Raw genomic sequence first — 18898 nt, forward strand, 5'->3', positions numbered from 1 at the left:
GGGGCTCCTCATCAAACGGTGAATCGAGGTTACCGCCGTTCGGGATGCCGGCAAAACGATTTTATCGGCGCGCCCTTGTGATCTAGAATCACAAGCATGGCACGCGATCTCCCGCCCTTTTCCGCGCTTCGGGCCTTTGAAGCCGCGGCACGACATGAAAGCTTCAGCGCCGCCGGCGACGAGCTGCATGTGACTCACGGTGCCATCAGCCGGCAGATCGCCGGGTTCGAGGCGTGGCTCGGCAAGCCGGTGTTCCACCGCTACGGCAAGCGCGTGAAGCTCACCGACGAGGGCCGCCGCTACCTGGACACCGTGCGCGCGGCGTTCGACAGCATCGCGCACGCCACCGAGCAGTTGCGCAACACCGGCGCGGCGCGCGTGCTGCGCATCAACGCACTGCCGACCTTCGCGATGAAATGGCTGCTGCCGCGCCTGTCGCGGTTCCAGCGCGACGTGCCGAACGTCGAGCTGAAGCTGTCGACGTCGAACGCGCCGCTCGACACGCTGAACGGCTTCGACGTCGCGATCCGCCGCGGCCCCGGCCACTGGCCGAACTGCACGAGCGGCCACTTCCTCGACGAAAGCGTGATTCCGGTGTGCAGCCCGGCGCTGCTCAAGCGCGCGCCGATCACGCGCGCGGACGATCTCGCGCGGCACGTGCTGCTGCATTCGGATACGCGGCCGGAAGGCTGGCGCGACTGGTTCGCGGCGGCCGGCATGACGATGAAGGGGCGCAAGCGGCAGTCGTTCGACCACTTCTACCTGGCGCTGCAGGCGGCCGTCGACGGGCTCGGCGTCGCGCTCGGCCCGCTGCCGCTGATCGACGACGAGCTCGCGAGCGGGCGCCTGGTGATGCCGCTCGACGGGCCGCGCATCGCGACGCGCAGCTACTGGTGGATCGCGCCGGGCGCGCCGGCCGACGATCCGCTCGTCGCGCAGTTCTGTGCGTGGTTGCAGGGGCAGTCGAATACTGGCGCATGAAGGCACATGAAGGCGCGCCCGCAGGCGGCATTGCACCGCCCGCTCCCTGTCACACCACCGGCCCCGGTTCCTTTTCCTTGCGCAGGATCGCGTACAGGATGATCGCGCCGAACGTCGCGGTGCCGATCCCGCCGAGCCCGAAGCCGCCGATCTTCAGCGAGAAGTCGCCGGCGCCGAGCACCAGCGTGACGGCCGCGACGATCAGGTTGCGGTTGTCGGAGAAGTCGACCTTGTTGACGACCCAGATCCGCGCGCCCGTCACCGCGATCAGCCCGAACACGACGATCGACACGCCGCCGAGCACGGGGCCCGGGATCGTCTGGATCACCGCGCCGAACTTCGGCGAGAAGCCGAGCCCGATCGCGATCAGCGCGGCAACCGCGAACACCAGCGTCGAATAGATCCGCGTGACGGCCATCACGCCGATGTTCTCCGCGTAGGTGGTCACGCCCGTGCCGCCGACGCTGCCCGACACGATCGTCGCGAGCCCGTCGCCGATGAACGCGCGGCCGACGTAGCGGTCGAGGTTGGTGCCCGTCATCGCGCTGACGGCCTTGATGTGGCCGAGGTTCTCCGCGACGAGGATCACCGCGATCGGCGCGAGCATCAGCATCGCGTGCGGATCGAACACCGGCGCGCGGAAGGCCGGCACGCCGAACCACGCGGCCTGCGCGACGATCGCGAAATCGATCGGCTTGCCGAGGCCCATCCCGTTGGTCGCGATCGCGTAGATCACGTACGCGATCACGAGCCCGACGAGGATCAAGAGGCGCTGCATCATCCCGCGCGCGAACACCGCGACGCCGCCGACGCACAGCACCGTGACGAGCGCCATCACCGATTCGAAGGTCGAGCCCGACACGCCCTTGACCGCGATCGGCGCGAGGTTCAGCCCGATCACCGCGACCACCGCGCCGGTGACGACGGGCGGCATCAGCGTCTCGATCCAGCGCGTGCCGATCGCCTGCACCAGCGCGCCGAGCGCGACGTACACGACGCCGCACGCGACGATCCCGCCGAGCGCGACCGGAATGTTCGGGTTCGGGCCGCTGCCGCCGTAGCCGGTCACCGCGATCACGAGACCGATGAACGCGAAGCTCGAGCCGAGATAGCTCGGCACGCGCCCGCCGACCAGCACGAAAAACAGCAGCGTGCCGATCCCCGACATGAAGATGCACAGGTTCGGGTCGAAGCCCATCAGCAGCGGCGCGAGCACGGTCGAACCGAACATCGCGACGACGTGCTGCACGCCCATCGCAATCATCTGCGGCCACGCGAGGCGCTCGTCGGGACCGACCACGCGCGAGGCCGCGCCGGTCGGTTGGACCCGCCAGCGCGGGAAATAGGAATCGGACATGGGGAAAGCGCTCCTGTCGGTCGTCGGTCGCCGGCTGCGAAGGATGCGCCGGTCTGGAATCTGGCGCGAGTTTACGGAGCGGAAATGGGGCTGGCAAGCGAACCGGTGGGCGGGGCCGGCCAAACGAGCACGCGGCCGGCCGCGTGAGAGAACCGGTGCGCGACCGCGCGGCCCGGTGAAATGCCCGTCCGCGCACGGCGCGCGGGCGGCTGCCGGCGCCGGCGGCGAAGTCAGCGTGCGCTCACATCGTAGCCGGCGCGTCGTACATCACGGATTGATGTACTGGAACAGCGACAGGTTCTGCAACTGCGCGTAAGCCTTCTGCGAGCCCGTCAGCGCGTTCTGCATCTGCAGGAACTGGCTGATCGTCGAGACCATGTTGGTGCTCGTCAGGTCGGCCAGGTTGCTGCTGACCTGCAGCGTGTTGGTCTGGTTCACGGTCTGCATCGCCTTGATTTCCTGCTCGCGGCCGCCGACCGACGCCTGCACGGTGAGGACGTTCGTCATCATGTTGTTCAGCTTCGTCGTGCCGGTGGTCATCGCGTTCGCGAGCGCGGTCGCGGCGGTCGTGTTGCTGCTGATCGGCACCTTCAGCGCGGCGATCATCGTGTCGAGCGCCGCGAACACGTCGGTGCCGGCCTGCGGCGCCGGCGTGACCGTGAACGTGTCGCCCGGCGCCGGCTTGCCCGACACGGGCACCGACAGGCCGTTGCCGAGCGCGATCCCGGCGCCGTCCGAATACGCCTGCGCGGCGGTCGTGGTCGGCGGCACGACGGTGTTGTCGGTCACCGTGTAGGTCGGCGCGGCAGCCGTGCCACCGAACGCGATCGTGAACTGGTGCGCGTTGGTCGCGGCCGACGGGCTCGTGATCGTCACGCCGCCGATCGTGCCCGTGCCGGTGTTGCCCGTGCCGGCGAGCGGCACCGGCTGGCTGCCGAGCATCGGCACCGACAGGAACACGTTCGCGCCGTTGTCGCCCTGCGCGATCGCGCGCGTGTCGGCGATCTGCACCTCGCGCGAACCGGTGTCGCCGCTGTAGGTCACGCCGCCGCCCGGCGCGTTCGAGAACGGCGCCGTGGCCGACTGGAAGCCCGCGAACAGGTAATTGCCCGAGCCGTCCGTCGAATTCGCGAGCGTCAGCAACTGGTCGCGATAGCCCTGCAGCTGCGTCGACAGTGCCGAGCGGTCGCTGTCCGACAACGAGCCGTCGCCGGCCTGGATCACGACCGTGTGAATGCTGTTGAGCAGGTTGTTGACACTGATGAGCGTCTGGTCTTCCTTCTGCAGCGACGACAGCGCGGCGTTCTGGTTCGACGCGTACTGCGACAGCGTCGCCGACGTCATCGACAGCTGCACGGCCTGCGCCGCGCCGAGCGGGTTGTCGGCCGGCGTCGCGAGGCTCACGCCGCTCGAGATCTGCTGGTACAGCTGCGAGAGCTGCGCCTGCTGGTCGCTCATCTGGGCGACGTTCATCTGGTAGAACTGCGCAGTGGAAATCCGCATCGCTTACCCCGAAATCAGTTGAACAGGCCGAGCACGGTCTGGAACAGCGTCGACGCGGTCTGGATCACCTTCGCGTTCGCCTGGTAGAACTGCTGGTACTGCATCAGGTTGGCCGCTTCCTCGTTCTGGTTCACGCCCGACACCGACTGCTGCGCCTGCGTGATCTGGCCGACCAGCGCGGTCTGCGCGGCGCTCGACGACTTCAGTTGGCTCGCCGTGTTGCCGATGCCGTTCACGTAGTTCGCGTACGCGCCCGTCAGCGTCGTCGAGCCGTTGCCGAACGCCGTCGAGTTGACGAGCTTCGACAGCGCGAGCGCGTTGCTGCCGTCGTTCGTGCCGCCCGTGTTCGGCGCGACCTTGAACGTGTCGCCCACCGCCGGCGTGCCCGACACCGTGACCGTGACGCCCGCCGTCAGCGTGATCGCCGAGCCGGACTGGTACGGCTGCGCGGCGCTGGTCGTCGGCGGCACGGCCGTGTTGTCGGTGACCGTGTAGGTCGGCGCGGCCGTGGTGCCGCCCATCGTGATCGTGTAGTTGTGCGCGTTGGCCGCGGCCGTCGCGCTCGTGACCGATAGCCCGCCGATCGTGCCGCTGCCGGTGTTGGTCGTGGTGGCCGACGGCACGTACGGCGCGGCCGCCGCGATCGCGGAGCCGTTCGACGTCGCGAGGCCGAAGCCGTTCAGCGCGCCGCGCGTCGGCTGCACGGTGAACTTGTCGCCGGCGCTCATCGAGCCGGACGAGAACGAGAAGTTCAGCCCGCCGATCGACGCCGGCATCGACGTCGACGTGCCGACCACCGTGCCGCTCGCGCGGTCGGTCAGCGTGTAGTTCGTGCCGTCGTACGCGAGCGTGTAGTCGCTCGTGGTCGGCTGCGCCGCGTTCGCGAACGACACGGACAGCGCCGCGTTGCCGGTATTGCCCTGGTTCGCGTAGGTGATCGGCGCGCCGGTCGAAAACAGGTTGCCGCCCACCTTGCCCGACAGGTCGATGCCGAGCGCGTTCTGCGCGTTGACCTGCGCGGCGAAGCTGGTCGCGATCGCGCCGAGCTGCGCTTCGGCCGGGTCGAGCGTCTGGCTGCGGAACGCGAGCAGGCCGCCCAACGTGCCGCCCGACAGCGACGCGTCGGACAGGAACTGGTTCGGCCCCTGCGGGGTCGCGCCGGCGATGCCCTGCGACACGACGGTCAGCTCGCTCGGATCGGACGGCGACGTGACGGTCGCGAGCTGGTAGCTCTTGTCCGCGACGACGAGCGGCGTGCCGCCCGACATGAACACGCTGTAGCCGTCGCTGTTGCGCACGACCTGCACGCCCGCGAGATTCGACAGGTTCGACACCGCGAGGTCGCGCTGGTCCATCAGCTGGTTCGGCGGCTGGCCCTGGCTGCTCGCCGACGCGATCTGCTGGTTCAGTTGCGCGATCTGCGCGGTGTACGCGTTGATCTGCGTGACGGTGCTGGTGAGCTGCGTGTTCACGCTCTGGCGCAGCGCGTCGTACTGCTGGCCGGCCGCCGTGATCTGGTTCGCGAGCGTCTGCGCATTGCTCATCGCGGTCTGGCGCACCGACGAATCGGACGCGCTGTTCGCGACGTTCTGCATCCCGGTGAAGTAGCTCGTGATCGCGGTCGAGATGCCGGCCGTCGGGCTGCCGATGTAGTTGTTCAACTGCGTGACGAGCGAGTACCACGTCGACAGCGCGCCGCCCTGCGTCTGCGCGCCGTTCAGCTGGTCGCTCAGGTACTGGCTGTACTGCCGCTGCACGGTGACGGTGTTCACGCCCTGCGGCATGTAGCCGCTGCTGGTGTACTGCCCGCTTGCCTCGGCATAGACGGGGCGTTCGACCGAATAGCCCGGCGTCCCGGCGTTGCTGATGTTCTGGCCGGTCGTCGTGAGGCCCCAGAGCGCGGCATTCAGGCCGCTGACGCCGAGGTTCATGAGTGTGTTGGACATGCGCGATCCTGATGAGCCGGCCGCACTGCGGCCGCCGGGTTGCGTGACTCCCGGTATAACGGCCGCGGATCGAAAAAATTGAGGAAAAAATGCACGCGCGGCGCACGGGCGTGCGTCGCCGTTCGAAGCGGCCGGCGCAGGGTGCCGGCGGGGCTGCGCGGGCGGCCCGCGCGGGGCCGGCCGACGGCTGCGCGTCAGGCCCGCGCGAGCGAGCGGCGCTTCATTTCGAGCTGCGTGATCAGCCGCTGCAGCGTGTTCTCCGCGCTGCCCGGCAGCGACATGTAGCGAAAGCCGAGCTGGTAGCGGCGCGACCCGTTCGGCATCTGCGTCGAACGCTGCGACACCAGTTGCAGGTCGAGCGACAGCTTGCCGTGGCCGGTCAGCTCGAGCTCGACGTCCGGCAGCAGCGTGCCGACCTCGAGCGCCTCGACGCGCTCGTCGGCCGTGCGCAGCCCCACGCCGCCGAGCGACAGGTTGTGCACCTCGAACAGGAAGCTCTCGCCGTCCGGCAGCTTGCCGCGGCACAGGAACGGATCGACGATCGGCGCATCCACGCGGAAATATTCGCGGCGCTGGATGCAGACCAGCACGTCGGGGAAATCGGCGACGAACGCGGGCAGCCCCTCGTAGCGCGTCTCGCGCGGCGTGCCCGTGGTGAATTCGACCCGTACGCCCTCCGGCGAGGCCGCGAACGTGCAGTGCGACGCGCCGAGGATGCCGGCGTTCTGCTCGGACAGCGCGCCCCAGTCGAACGTGAACGTCCGCGCGCCGACGTCGACCTCGAGCAGACGCGTGACGAGCTGGCCGCCCGGGTACTGGACGGTCAGGAAATCGCCGCGATTCACCAGGTTGCGCAACTGCACGCCGATTTCCAGCGGATTGCGGCGGGCATAGTCGGGCCCGGAGTGGCCTGCATCCAGGCTGGGGTCCGTCGACGTTTCGATATTCATGGCTAGCCGGTCTTTCTTGTCATGGGCGCCCGGGGCAACCGGTGCGCAATAAAACCGGGCCAGAACGGGGCCCCGGTCGCAGGTCTCTCACACTTAGCGGCAGTGCTGACCGAAAGTTTAGATCGAAACGGCGATTTATTTCGCGCAAACGTTGAAACCGCGCGCGGCGGGCTGCCGGGCGCGGTCCGAAAGGGGGACGAACCGACGACGGGCGGGCCCGTCAGCCGATCTGCTGCATGATCGAGATCAGCTTCTTCGCGTAATTCGGGTCGGTGGCGTAGCCGGCCTTCTGCATCCCGTGCGCGAAGCCCTCGACGCTGCGGCTCGCGCTCAGCACGCCCGCGTAGCGCGGGTTGTTCTTCAGCAGGTTCGCGTAATCGGTCATCGCGTGCTCGTACGAGTCGTACGCGCGGAACTTCGCGACCACGCGGCGCGGCGCGCCGTTCACGTATTCGGTGGTCAGCGCCGACACGGTGCGGCCGGTCCAGCTCTTGTTCGCCTTGATGCCGAACACGTTGTAGCTGGTCGAGCCGTCCGCCGCGCGGATCTCGCGCTTGCCCCAGCCCGATTCGAGCGCGGCCTGGCCGACGATGAAACGCGCCGGGATGCCGGTCGTCGCGCTGGCCGCCTGCGCGGGAGCCGCGAGCCGGTCGACGAACGCGTCCGCGTCCTGCACGCCGCTCGCGCCCTTGACCGGCGGCGTCAGCGCGCTGCCGGCCGAGTAGCCGCGCGCGCCGGCGAGCCCGCCGTTGTTCGCCGCGTTCGCATAGGCCTTCGCCATCGCGTTCATCGCGGCGAGGCTGCCTTCGTTGCCGGCCGTGCCGAGGCCGCCGGCGCCCATGCCGCCCATGCCTGCGGCACCGACGTCGGCCGCCGTGTCGCTGCCCGCGCCGACGCCCGCATTGCGCAGCAACTGCTTCATCAGCGCATCGGCGACGCCGATCCCGCGCGTCGACATCTGCTGCGCGAGCTGCTGGTCGAGCATCGACGTGTACATCTTCGACGTATGCGAATCGAACAGCCCGCCGTCGGGCGACGCGTCACGCATGCTCTTGAGCATCATCTGCGTGAACATCGCGTCGAACTGGCCGGCCACCGCCTTCGCGCCGGCCTGCGGCGACTGCTTCGCCTGCGCGCGCAGCGCGTCGAAACCCTGCACGTCGAGCGCGAAGCGCTGCGTGAGGTCGTTCGCGTTGGGGAGCGTGGCTGCCATTTAGATCACCTCCAGGTCGGCGCGCAGCGCGCCGGCCGCCTTCATCGCCTGCAGGATCGACATCAGGTCCGCGGGCGTCGCGCCGAGCGTGTTCAGCGCCTTCACGACGTCGGCGAGGTTCGCGCCGGCCGTCACCATCTTCAGTGCGCCGTTGTCCTGCTTCAACTGGATCTGCGACTGCTGCGCGACCACCGTCTGCCCGTTCGAGAACGGCCCCGGCTGCGACACCACCGGCTGCGTGTTGACGACGACCGACAGGTTGCCGTGCGCGACCGCGCAGCTTTGCAGCGTGACCATCTGGTTCATCACGATCGAGCCGGTGCGCGCGTTCAGGATCACCTTCGCGGCGGCCTTGTCCGGGCTCACGTCGAGGTTCTGCAGCCGCGCCATGAACGCGACCTGCTGCGCGGAGTCGGCCGGCGCGGCGAGCTGGATCGTGCGGCCGTCGAGCGCCGTCGCGGTGCCCGGGCCGAAGCTCGAATTGACCGCGGATACGATGCGCTGCGCGGTGCCGTAATCCATGTCGTTCAGTTGCAGTTGCAGCACGCCGTTCATCTGCGCGATCGCGTTCGGCACCGCGCGCTCGACGATCGCGCCGCCGACGATCCGGCCGGCCGCGAGCTGGTTCACCTGCACGCGGCTGCCGTTCGCGCTGGCGCCCGCGCCGCCGACCGCCATGTTGCCCTGCGCGAGCGCGTACACCTGCCCGTCCGCGCCCTTCAGCGGCGTGAGCAGCAGCGTGCCGCCGCGCAAGCTCTTCGCGTTGCCGAGCGACGACACGGTCACGTCGAGCGCCTCGCCCGGCCGCGCGAACGGCGGCAGCGTGGCCGTCACCATCACGGCCGCGACGTTCTTCAGCTGCATGTTGTTCAGCGACGACGGGCCGCCGTTGGCCGAACCGTTGTTGATCGAGATGCCGAGGTTCGCGAGCATGTTCGCGAGCGTCTGCGTCGTGAACGGCGTCTGCATCGTCTGGTCGCCCGTGCCGTCGAGGCCGACGACGAGGCCATAGCCGATCAGCGGGTTGTCGCGCACGCCCTGGATCTGCGCGAGATCCTTCAGGCGCTCCGCATGCGCGGGCGCTGTGCCGAGCACGCAGGCGACGGCCACGGCCGCGAACGCGACGGCGAGCCGCACGGCGGCATGCACGCGGGCCGACAGACGGCGGGACAGGGTCGTCTGCATCGTCATCACCACGGCGCGATGTTGAGGAAGAAGCGCTGCAGCCAGCCCATCGTCTCGGCTTCGTTGATGTAGCCCTTCGACGAGTATTCGATCTTCGCGTCGGCGACCTGCGTCGAGTAGACGGAGTTCGCGCCCGAGATCGTGTTCGGGTTGACGACCCCCGAGAAACGCACGAATTCGTTGCCCTGGTTGATCAGCATCTGCTTCTCGCCGCTGACCACGAGGTTGCCGTTCGGCAGCACGTTGGTGACGGTCACCGTGATCGTGCCGTTGAACGTGTTCGCCGCGCTCGCGCCGCCGGTGGCCGCGAACTTGTTCGCGCCGGTCGCCGACAGGTTCGCCTTCGCGAACAGCCCGCCGAGGAAGCCGGCCGTCGGCACGTTGAAGTCGGTGTTGCCCTGCCGGTTCGTGTTCGCGCCCGACGACTTGGTCGCGTTGATGTTCTCCGCGATCATGATCGTCAGGATGTCGCCGATGTTGCGCGGGCGCTGATCCTCGAACAGCGGCCGCCCCGCGTAGCCGGGGTTGTAGATCGAGCCGGGCGCCTGCATCGACATCGGCGCCGGCGGCTGCGCCGTCATCGGCTGCTGGATGATCGGATCGCGCGGGATCTGCGCGCAACCGGCGAGCGCCGCCACCGCGACCGCGCAGGCGGCGCGGACGGTGGCTGACGAGGAAAGGCGAACCTGCTTCATGGCTGCGACGGGACGTTCCGGTTAGCTCTTCATCTGCGTGACGGTCTGCAGCATCTGGTCGGACGTCGTCACGGCCTTGCTGTTGATCTCGTAGGCACGCTGCGTCTGGATCATGTTGACGAGTTCCTGCACGACGTTCACGTTCGACGCCTCGACGTAGCCCTGGTTGAGCACGCCCGCGCCGTTCAGCCCCGGCTGCGACACGTTCGGCGCGCCCGACGACGTCGTTTCCGCGAACAGGTTCTCGCCCTTCGCCTCGAGGCCGGTCGGGTTGATGAAGGTCGCGATCTGCAGCGAGCCGATCTGCACCGCGTTGCTCGAGCCCGGCTGCGTGACCGACACGACGCCGTCCTTGCCGATCGTCAGCGACTGCGCGTTCTGCGGCACGGTGATCGCCGGCAGGATCTGGTAGCCGCTCGACGTGACGAGCTGGCCCTGCGCGTTGGTCTGGAACGAGCCGTCGCGCGTGTACGCGTTGGTGCCGTCCGGCATCAGCACCTGGAAGAAGCCCGCGCCGTTGATCGCGACATCCTTCGAGTTGCCGGTCTGCGTGAGGCCGCCCTGCGTGTACAGGCGCTCGGTCGCGACCTGCTGCACGCCGGTGCCGAGCTGCAGGCCCGACGGCAGCTCGGTCTGCTGCGTCGAGTTCGCGCCCGGCTGGCGGATGGTCTGGTACAGCAGATCCTCGAACACCGCGCGCGACGCCTTGAAGCCGTTCGTGCTGGTGTTCGCGAGGTTGTTCGAAATCACGTCCATCTGCGCCTGCTGCGCATTCATGCCGGTCGCGGCGATGTAGAGCGAACGATTCATTTGTCAGGTCTCCTGCGTGGGCTGGCGCGGGCGCTCAGCTGAAATTGAGCAACTGGTTCGCCGTCTGCTCGTTCTGGTCGGCCGTCTGGATCAGCTTCGACTGCAGCTGGAATGCGCGCGCGTTGTCGATCATCGCGACCATCGCGGTCACCGGGTTCACGTTGCTGCCTTCGAGCGAATTCGGCGTGACGACCACGTTCGGGTCGACGTCGGCCGGATTGCCGTCGGCGGTGCGGAACAGCCCGTCGTTGCCGCGCGTGAGCGTGGCCGGATCGGGATTGACGAGCTTCATCTGGTCGACGATCGCGACCGCCGTCGGCGGGTCGCCCGGCATCAGCGCGGACACCGTGCCGTCCTTGCCGATCGTCACTTCCGCGTTCGGCGGCACCGAGATCGGGCCGCCGTTGCCGACCACCGGCAGGTTGCTCGCGTTGACGAGCTGGCCGTTCTCGTCGACATGCAGGTTGCCGGCGCGCGTGTACGCCTCGCTGCCGTCGGCCGTCTGCACCGACAGCCAGCCGGCGCCCTGCACGGCGACGTCGAGCGGATTGCCGGTGCGCGTGATCGGACCCGGCGCGTAATCGGCGCCGGGCGTGGACGACAGCACGTAGGTGCGCGTGGTCGTCGGGTCGATGTTGCTGCCGTCGCCGAAATTCATCGGCACCGCGCGATACGTCGCGAGCTGCGCGCGAAAACCCGTAGTCGACGCGTTCGCGAGGTTGTTCGCGACGATCGCCTGCTGGTCGAGCGACTGCGACGCGCCCGTCATCGCCGTATAGATCAGTCGGTCCATGGCTGCCGGTTGTCCGCGCTTACAGGTTGATGAGCGTCTGGTCGACGGTCTGCTGCGTCTTGATCGTCTGCGCGTTCGCCTGGTAGTTGCGCTGCGCGGTGATCAGGTTGACGAGCTGCGAGGTCAGGTCGACGTTCGAGTTCTCGAGCGCGCTGCCCTGCAGCGTGCCGTGGTTCGTGCTGCCCGGCGCCGACACCTGCGGCACGCCTGACGCGGCCGATTCCGCATACTGGTTGCCGCCGAGGTTCACCAGCCCGTTCGGGTTGTTGAAGTTCGCGAGCGCGATCTGGCCGAGCACGGCGGTCTGGCCGTTCGAGTAGTTGCCGGTCAGCTTGCCGTCGGTGCCGATCGAATAGGTGGTGAGCGTGCCGCTCGCGTAGCCGTCCTGTGCGAGGTTGTTCACGCCGTCCTTGCCGCCGTACTGCGTCGTGCCGGTCAGGTCGAGCGTGAGGCTCTGCGGCGTCGCCGAGCCGTCGGTGTTCGGCACCGTGAACTGGAACTGGCCGAGCGATGCGGTCGGCGTGGCCGGCGTGCCGGTCGTCGTGCTCTGGATCGCGCCCGCCGAGTTGAACGTGATCGTGCCGAGATCGTTGGTCGTGCCGCCCTGCACGCCCGCGTACGCTTCCCACGTGCCGGCCGACGACTTCACGAAGTACATGTTGACCGCCTGCGAGCCGCCGAGCGAGTCGTACACCTGGATCGACGTCGAGTAGTTGTAGGTCGTGGTGTCGGTCGCGTTGAACGGCGTCTTGGCCGGCACCGTGTCCTGCGAGTTCAGGTTGAACTGGCCGTTGATCTTGGTCGTCGCGGTCGGCGCGATGTTGGTGGTCGGCGCCTGCAGCGGCACGGTCTGCGCGGTGTTGATCACGCCGTTCTTGTCGGCCATGTAACCCATCAGGTTCATGCCCTGCGCGTTGACGATGTAGCCGTTCTTGTCGCGCTGGAACGTGCCGTCGCGCGAGTACGTCGTCACGCCGTTGTTCGACATCTGGAAGAAGCCGTTGCCGTTGATCGCGACGTCGAGCGACGAGTTCGTCGTGTTGATCGTGCCCTGGCCGAACTGCTGCTGCACCGAGTTCAGCGTCGTGCCGATGCCGATCTGCGTGTTGACCGACGTCGCGACCGAGTTCGCGTACATGTCGGCGAACTGCGCGGTGCTCGACTTGAAGCCGACCGTGTTCGCGTTCGCGATGTTGTTGCCGATCACGTCCAGCGCGTTCGATGCGCCGGCGAGGCCGCTCAGACCCTGTTGATAACCCATTTCGTTCTCCGTGACGAGAAAGCTCGATCAGTTGGTGGTGGTGTCGCCGGACGTGGACGACTTCGTGTTCGGGAAGATCGACGCAACCTGGGTAAGCCCCACCGTCGTGCCGTTCGACAGCACGAGCCCCGCGGTGCCGTCCGCCTGCTTGACCACGCTCTGCACCTGCGCGGCCGCGAGCGTCGTGGCCGCCTGCGGCGTGCCGGCGCTGTCGGTATACGACGCGCTGACCGTATACGTGCCGTCCGGCAGCGCGTTGCCGGCCGCGTCGGTCGGCGTCCAGTTGAACGGCACGGTGCCGGCCGACTGCGCGCCCGCGTTGATCGTGTTCACGACGGCGCCCGCCGAGTTCTTCACGGTGATCGTCAGGTTCGACACCGAGCCCGCGAGCGACACGCCGAACGGCGACGCCGCGCCGCTCTTCACCGCGACCGCATTGCCCGGCGCGAGCACGTTCGTGCCGATCAGCAGCGCGGCCTGCGTCTGCTGGCCGGCCGCGAGCTGCGTCGACAGCGACGTGAGCGACGTGTTCAGCTGCGCGATGCCGCTCACCGTATTGATCTGCGCGAGCTGCGACGTCATCTGCGAGCTGTCGACCGGGCTCGTCGGATCCTGGTTCTGCAACTGCGTGACGAGCAGCTTCAGGAACGTCGCCTGCAGGTCGCTCGCCGACGTGCCGTTGGTCGACGACACGTTGTTGGTGTTCATCGTGTCGGTCGGCAGCGTCGACACGTTGGTGCCGTTGCTGCCGATCGTCGTGTTGGAGGAAGTCATCCTGTTGGCCTTCTGTCGGAACTGTCGGGTCGGTAAGTCGGGCGGCGCGCGGCTTACGAGCCGATCGTCAGCGTCTTGAGCATCAGCGTCTTCGCGGTGTTCAGCGTCTCGACGTTGGCCTGGTACGAGCGCGACGCCGAGATCATGTTCACCATCTCCTGCACCGGGTCGACGTTCGGCATCTGCACGTAGCCGTTCGCGTCGGCGGCCGGGTTCGCCGGGTCGTAGGTCGATTTCATCGGCGACGGGTCGTCCATCACCTTGGTCACGCGCACGCCGCCCACGCCCTGGCCGGACGCGCTGCGCGCGCCGCCGAGCGGGTCGGTCGCGAACACGACCTGCTTGGCCTTGTACGGCTTGCCGTCGGGGCCGGTCGCGCTGTCGGCGTTCGCGAGGTTCGACGCGGTCACGTTCAGGCGCTGCGATTGCGCGGACAGCGCCGAACCGGCGACGCCGAAGATGTTCATCAACGAAGGCATGGAGGCTCCTTGTGCTGGGGTCCGGATTCGGAAGCGGCGCTTACGAGTTCGTTACGAGTTCGTCGTGATCGCGGCGATCATCGCCTTGATCTGCTGGGTCATCACGGTCATCCCGGTTTCGTAGTGCAGCGCGTTGTTCGCGAACTGCACGCGCTCCACGTCGAGATCGACCGTGTTGCCGTCGAGCGACGGCTGCAGCGGCATCCGGTACTGCGCGCGGCCGTAGTCGTCCGCCGGGCCGCCGGTCGGGATCAGCTTCGCGGTGCCGGCCATGTGGCCCGCCGCCGTCGACACCATCGACATGCCGCTCGTCACGCCGGCCGGCTGCGTCATCGGCAGTTGCGCGGCGTTGCTGGGCGCCAGGCCGCCGCTCGTCTGCTTCAGCGAGCGCGCGAGCGTCGACGCGAAATCGACGTCGCGGGCCTGGTAGCCGGGCGTGTCGGCGTTCGCGATGTTCGACGACAGCAGTTCCTGCCGGTAGGCGCGCACGTCGAGCGCCTGTCGGCCGAACGCGAATTCCGCATCGAGTTTGTCCAGCATGTGTGCGTCTCTCCGTATGAAGCGCTGCACGCCCCTCGCGCCGATGGCGACTCGAGAGGCTTTTTTCCATGACAGCGATGGTAGGCGCGGGACGCAACCGGCAATCGGACGAATAACGCGGCAAAGGCCCCCTCTATTCATCGTTTGCGCGACGCCCCGGCTCCCTAGAATGCAAAGCGGATCAACGGATCGAGGACACGGCGATGACGGGCGGCGCACTTCGCGACAGCAACGGGCGGCTCACGCACGTCCGGCGTGCGTTCGCGCTCGCCGCGGCGCTGTGGATCGCCGCGCCTGCCGTGCACGCGGACGACGGGATGATCGTGATTCCCGGACGCGGCGAGACGGCCGAGACCGCGCTCGCGCATGCCAATGCGGCGAGCAACGGGCAGTTCGGCGGGAATGCGGAAGTCGCTTCGGCTTCGGCTTCGGGCCCGCAGCGCGCGGTCGGCGGGGCGAGCGCCGCGACCGGCGGTGGCTATGCGGCGCAACCGGCCAGCCAGATGGTCGTGACGAGCGTTCCGCCGCCGGCCGCTGCACCGGCCCCGGTCTACGCAGCCGCCCGCGCGAACGCCGGGTACGGCGCGCCGCCGCGTGCGACGGACCCCGCCGCGATCGCGACGGTCGTGGCCGGCACGGCCGAATCCGCATCGATTTCCGCGCGGCCGGCGCCGCAACCGGCAGCCTCAGCCCGGCTGGCGGCGGCGACTCGTGCCGCATCAGCCGCAGCGGCGCCGCGCACGGCGGCCGCTTCCGTGAACCCGGCCCCGGCTGCCGCCGCGGCCCAGCCCGCGACGCCGCCCGGCCAGCAAGACCCGGAAGCGATCCGGCGCGCGGCGCTCGCGTTCCTGCAGCAGCAGATCGCCGGCCTGCCCGGCAAGACCACCGCGACCGTCACGACCGCCTTTCCGCGCGGGCTCGCCGCGTGCACGACACTCGAACCGTTCTTGCCGACCGGCGCGCGCCTGTGGGGCCGCACGACGGTCGGCGTGCGCTGCGCGGGCGAGCGGCCGTGGACCGTCTACCTGCAGGCGAAGGTCGCCGTGCAGGCCACCTATTACGTCGCCGCGCGCCAGATCGCGCCCGGCGAGCCGCTCTCCGCGGCCGACCTGGTCGCGCGCGACGGCGACCTGACGGTGCTGCCGCTCGCGGTGATCACCGATCCGGCGCAAGCCGTCGGCGCGACCGCGCTCGCGCGCATCTCGGCCGGGCTGCCGCTGCGGCAGGACATGCTGAAGAGCGCGGCATCGGTGTCGGCCGGCCAGACGGTGCGGGTCGTCGCGGCCGGCCCCGGCTTCACGATTTCGGCCGAGGGCAGCGTGCTCGCGAACGCGGCGCCCGGCCAGTCGGTGCGGGTGCGGATGGCAGCGGGCCAGATCGTCACGGCGATCGTCAAGGACGCCGGCACCGTCGAAATTCCGCTGTAGGGGCGGCGCCGGCGCAAGAATGTAAAGAATTGTTTATTCGGAGCATTTCGGGCTCGCGATGCTAAAGTTCGGGCCGACCCGGCCGTTATCTGGGTCAAACCGTACAGGAAACCCATCGTGAAGATCGATTCCACTCCGAAACCGAGCCCCCTCGCGCCGACCGGCAACGGCGCGGCCCGTGCGCCGTCCGGCACGGCCCAGTCGTCCGCGCAGGCAGCCGATGCAGGATCGACCGGCGGCGACACGACCGTGAACCTGTCGGGTCTGTCCGGCCAGCTGCGTTCGGTATCCGCGTCGGGCGACGCCGATATCGACACGGGCCTGGTCCAGTCGATCAAGGACGCGCTGAACAACGGCACGCTGACGATCGACGCGAACAAGATTGCCGACGGCGTATTGAACACCGCCCGCGAACTGCTGCAGCAGCAGCGCCCGCAGGGCAGCTAATCCCCGGCCTCGTGGCCGGGTCACCCGGTTTGCCGGCGCGCGCGACATCGCACGCACCGGCGTGACGAGCATGACGCGATGAGAGAAGAGCTGCTGGCCACGGTCAACGACGAACACGCGACGGTCGAAGCGTTCGCGTCCCTGCTCGTCTACGAGGAAAAGGCGCTGACGACGGCCGAGCCGCTCGAGATGCTGCCCGGCATCGTCGAGAAGAAAGGCGAACTGATCGACCGGCTCGCGCAGCTCGAACGCACGCGCGACACGCAGCTTTCCGCGCTCGGCTTTCCGGCCGGCAAGAAAGGCATGGATCAGGCGGCCGAGCGCGATGCGCGCCTCGCGAGCCGCTGGCAACTGCTGCAACAGGCCGCCGAACGCGCGCGCCAGGCCAACGCGAACAACGGGATGCTGATCCGGATCCGCATGGACTACAACGAGCGCGCGCTCGCGGTGCTGCGCTCGGCGCCCGCGCCGGCCGGCGTGTACGGCCCCGACGGGCGCGTGTCGGCGCTCACGCGCTGACCGGCCGACATCGCGCCGCGCGGCCGCCCGGCGGCCGCGCCCCTGCCTTCCTCTTCGTTACCTTCGTTACAGCAGCGGGCACGCGGTGACCTGCGTGCCGCGCTCCACGCACAGCCGCTCGTAGTCGCGCAGGTACGCGCGCTCGGCGTCGTCCAGCAGATCCAGATCGATCAGGTCCCAGTCGTAGCCGACCGTCACGATGTTCTCGAACGTCACGGTGTCCGGCTGCGCGTCGTCCGCCCGCACGATCACGATGTTCTCGATCCGCACGCCGCCCTTGCCCGGCAGGTAGATGCCCGGCTCGACCGAAATCACCGCATTCGGCACCAGCCCGTACCGCGCGCCCGGCGCGAACCGCACGCCGCCCTCGTGCACGTGAATCCCGACGCCGTGCCCGGTGCCGTGGCCGAAATCGTAGCCGTGATCGCGACACACCTGCCGCACGAGCGCATCGACGTCGCCGCCCGTCGCGCTCGCCGGAAAACGCGCGACGAGCCCCTTGATGCACGCCTTCAGCGCGACCGTGTAGATCTCGCGCTGCCACGGCTGCGCGACCGTGTCCGCCCGCGTACGGCGCAGCACGACGCGCGTGCAGTCCGTCGCGAAGCCGGCTTCGTAGTACGCGCCGCTGTCGAGCAGCACGAGTTCGCCTTCGATCAGCTCAACCTCGGCGCTCGCCGCCGTGTAATGCGCGAACGCGCTGTTCGCGCCGTTCGCCGCGATCGACGGAAATGACAGCGCGACCGCCGAACGTGCGCCGTACGCGTCGTTGATCGTGCGCGCGAGGTCGTACTCGGTGTGGCGCACACCCGGCTCGCCGGTCTTCGCCCAGCGCATCGTCTCGGCGATCGCCGCGGAGCTGCGCGCGAACGCGTCGCGAAACTGGTCGAGCACCGCCGGCGTCTTGCTCGCCCGCATCGCCTCGACCGGGTTGAAATCGGCATGCCGCGCATGCGGCCACACCCGCTTCACCGCGTCGACGAGCGCGCAGTTCACCGATTCGAAGCCGTAGCACACGTGCTCGACCGCGAACTGCGCGAGAAAGCGCTCGAGCGCCGCGACGTCGCGCCGGATCACCTGCAGCGCCGGATACGAATCGAGCGCGACGTCGCAGCGGTCGCAGCCTTCCGGGAGGAACAACGCCACCCGCCCGCCGACCGCGAACAGGAAGCCGAGGTGCGACGACGCGTTCGGGATGTGATAGCCGCGGCTGTTCAGCAGATACGCGAGATCGTCCGACGCGCAGGTGAAGAACGCGGTCTTGCCGCCGGCCGCGCCGGTATGCGCGGCGAGCCGGCGGTTCAGCGCGTCGAGGTTCTGCACGACGCTCAGGCCGGTCATCGTGGCCGGGATCTCGAAGATCGGCCGCTCGACGTTCCAGCCCGGCAGCGCGATCGCGCGGTCGATTTCGCGATCGGCGAGGCTCGTCCAGTCGAGCGTCGCGGCCTGCGTCTGCTCGAACAGCCGGTTGCGCTGCGCGACGCTGATCCGCCGCGCGTCGTAGCCGACCCGCGCGAGCCGGCTCGCGTGCGCGACCAGCCAGTCGGCCATCGCCTGCCAGATCGTCACGTCGATGCCGAGCTTCTCGACGCGCACGTGCGCCGGATCGCACTGCTCGTCGGCCTGGAAGTGATAGCGGCCGTCGACGAACAGCACGAACGGCGGCACGCCGAGCGCCTGCGCGGTCGCCGCGCTCAGGAAGATCCCGCAGCCGGCCGAGCCGTCGAAGCCGGACACCGCGTAGCGCGGGTTGTTGCCGCGCGGCAGATACTCGGTCACGTATTCGTCCTGCGACGTGATCACCACCGCATCGAGTCGCGCGGCATCGAGCAGGCGCGACAGGCCGGCCTGCGCCGCGGCGACGGACGCGTCGTACGGCGGAAGGTCGGAGAAGCTGTATTTCAGTCGATCGATCATCGGATGCCCGTTATTCATTGTTGTCTGCGGCCGGCGGCGTGGCGCGGCATCGCGCAGGCCCGACACCCCCCGTCGCGGCGGCGCGAAGCGCGCACGGCACG

The 18898-nt window shown here is 68.9% G+C and carries 18 protein-coding genes; 4 read left to right on the plus strand and 14 right to left on the minus strand.

The features are described 5' to 3' along the window. Positions 1–96: 96 nt before the first annotated feature. The gene (locus HWX14_RS29320) at positions 97–981 is read left to right on the plus strand and encodes a transcriptional regulator GcvA (RefSeq protein WP_175885806.1); all 885 of its coding nucleotides are present in this window, start codon (positions 97–99) and stop codon (positions 979–981) included. Between the two features lie 49 nt (positions 982–1030). Here HWX14_RS29320 and HWX14_RS29325 read toward each other — a convergent pair whose 3' ends face one another. The 13 genes from HWX14_RS29325 to flgB form a co-directional block, all read right to left on the minus strand. Beyond that, positions 1031–2338, minus strand: coding sequence for a solute carrier family 23 protein (locus HWX14_RS29325; protein WP_175885807.1), 1308 nt, complete (start codon positions 2336–2338; stop codon positions 1031–1033). A 267-nt stretch (positions 2339–2605) separates the two neighbouring features. Then, on the minus strand, positions 2606–3841 hold the full coding sequence (flgL, locus tag HWX14_RS29330; protein ID WP_175885808.1) for a flagellar hook-associated protein FlgL: 1236 nt from the start codon (positions 3839–3841) through the stop codon (positions 2606–2608). A gap of 14 nt (positions 3842–3855) precedes the next feature. Further along, the gene (gene flgK, locus HWX14_RS29335; protein WP_175885809.1) at positions 3856–5787 is read right to left on the minus strand and encodes a flagellar hook-associated protein FlgK; all 1932 of its coding nucleotides are present in this window, start codon (positions 5785–5787) and stop codon (positions 3856–3858) included. A gap of 194 nt (positions 5788–5981) precedes the next feature. Next, the gene (locus tag HWX14_RS29340) at positions 5982–6737 is read right to left on the minus strand and encodes a flagellar brake protein (protein WP_006477567.1); all 756 of its coding nucleotides are present in this window, start codon (positions 6735–6737) and stop codon (positions 5982–5984) included. Between the two features lie 220 nt (positions 6738–6957). Further along, entirely contained in the window at positions 6958–7950 is a 993-nt protein-coding gene (gene flgJ, locus HWX14_RS29345) for a flagellar assembly peptidoglycan hydrolase FlgJ (protein ID WP_175885810.1), read from the minus strand. Then, positions 7951–9135, minus strand: a complete 1185-nt coding sequence (locus HWX14_RS29350) for a flagellar basal body P-ring protein FlgI (protein WP_175885811.1) — start codon at positions 9133–9135, stop codon at positions 7951–7953. Positions 9136–9140: 5 nt separating this feature from the next. After that, positions 9141–9830: a flagellar basal body L-ring protein FlgH gene (gene flgH, locus HWX14_RS29355; protein ID WP_175885812.1), complete on the minus strand. Its 690-nt coding sequence runs from the start codon at positions 9828–9830 to the stop codon at positions 9141–9143. Positions 9831–9851: 21 nt separating this feature from the next. Further along, entirely contained in the window at positions 9852–10640 is a 789-nt protein-coding gene (gene flgG / locus HWX14_RS29360) for a flagellar basal-body rod protein FlgG (RefSeq protein WP_174390313.1), read from the minus strand. A 34-nt stretch (positions 10641–10674) separates the two neighbouring features. Next, entirely contained in the window at positions 10675–11433 is a 759-nt protein-coding gene (gene flgF, locus HWX14_RS29365) for a flagellar basal-body rod protein FlgF (protein WP_175885813.1), read from the minus strand. A 19-nt stretch (positions 11434–11452) separates the two neighbouring features. Further along, positions 11453–12694: a flagellar hook protein FlgE gene (gene flgE / locus HWX14_RS29370; protein ID WP_175885814.1), complete on the minus strand. Its 1242-nt coding sequence runs from the start codon at positions 12692–12694 to the stop codon at positions 11453–11455. A gap of 27 nt (positions 12695–12721) precedes the next feature. Next, positions 12722–13468 carry a flagellar hook assembly protein FlgD gene (locus HWX14_RS29375; protein ID WP_175885815.1) on the minus strand — a complete coding sequence of 249 codons (747 nt, stop codon included), beginning with the start codon at positions 13466–13468 and terminating at the stop codon, positions 12722–12724. Positions 13469–13521: 53 nt separating this feature from the next. Beyond that, positions 13522–13947, minus strand: coding sequence for a flagellar basal body rod protein FlgC (flgC, locus tag HWX14_RS29380; protein ID WP_027785673.1), 426 nt, complete (start codon positions 13945–13947; stop codon positions 13522–13524). A gap of 51 nt (positions 13948–13998) precedes the next feature. Next, the gene (gene flgB, locus HWX14_RS29385) at positions 13999–14487 is read right to left on the minus strand and encodes a flagellar basal body rod protein FlgB (RefSeq protein ID WP_027807823.1); all 489 of its coding nucleotides are present in this window, start codon (positions 14485–14487) and stop codon (positions 13999–14001) included. 203 nt (positions 14488–14690) lie between these two features. Here flgB and flgA point away from each other — a divergent pair, with 203 nt between their 5' ends. From flgA to HWX14_RS29400, 3 genes are all read left to right on the plus strand, one after another. Then, complete coding sequence (gene flgA / locus HWX14_RS29390) at positions 14691–15914, plus strand: flagellar basal body P-ring formation chaperone FlgA (RefSeq protein WP_175885816.1); 1224 nt, start codon at positions 14691–14693, stop codon at positions 15912–15914. 117 nt (positions 15915–16031) lie between these two features. Then, entirely contained in the window at positions 16032–16361 is a 330-nt protein-coding gene (gene flgM, locus HWX14_RS29395) for a flagellar biosynthesis anti-sigma factor FlgM (RefSeq protein WP_175885817.1), read from the plus strand. A 78-nt stretch (positions 16362–16439) separates the two neighbouring features. Continuing rightward, positions 16440–16880 (plus strand): flagellar protein FlgN, encoded by a 441-nt coding sequence (locus tag HWX14_RS29400; protein WP_175885818.1) that lies wholly within the window; start codon positions 16440–16442, stop codon positions 16878–16880. 66 nt (positions 16881–16946) lie between these two features. On the opposite strand, the gene HWX14_RS29405 is transcribed toward HWX14_RS29400, so the two are convergent. Next, entirely contained in the window at positions 16947–18797 is a 1851-nt protein-coding gene (locus HWX14_RS29405; RefSeq protein WP_175885819.1) for a M24 family metallopeptidase, read from the minus strand. Between the last annotated feature and the right edge of the window lie 101 nt (positions 18798–18898).

Source organism: Burkholderia sp. BCC0044 (assembly GCF_902832955.1).
In the GTDB taxonomy this organism is placed as follows: Bacteria; Pseudomonadota; Gammaproteobacteria; order Burkholderiales; family Burkholderiaceae; genus Burkholderia.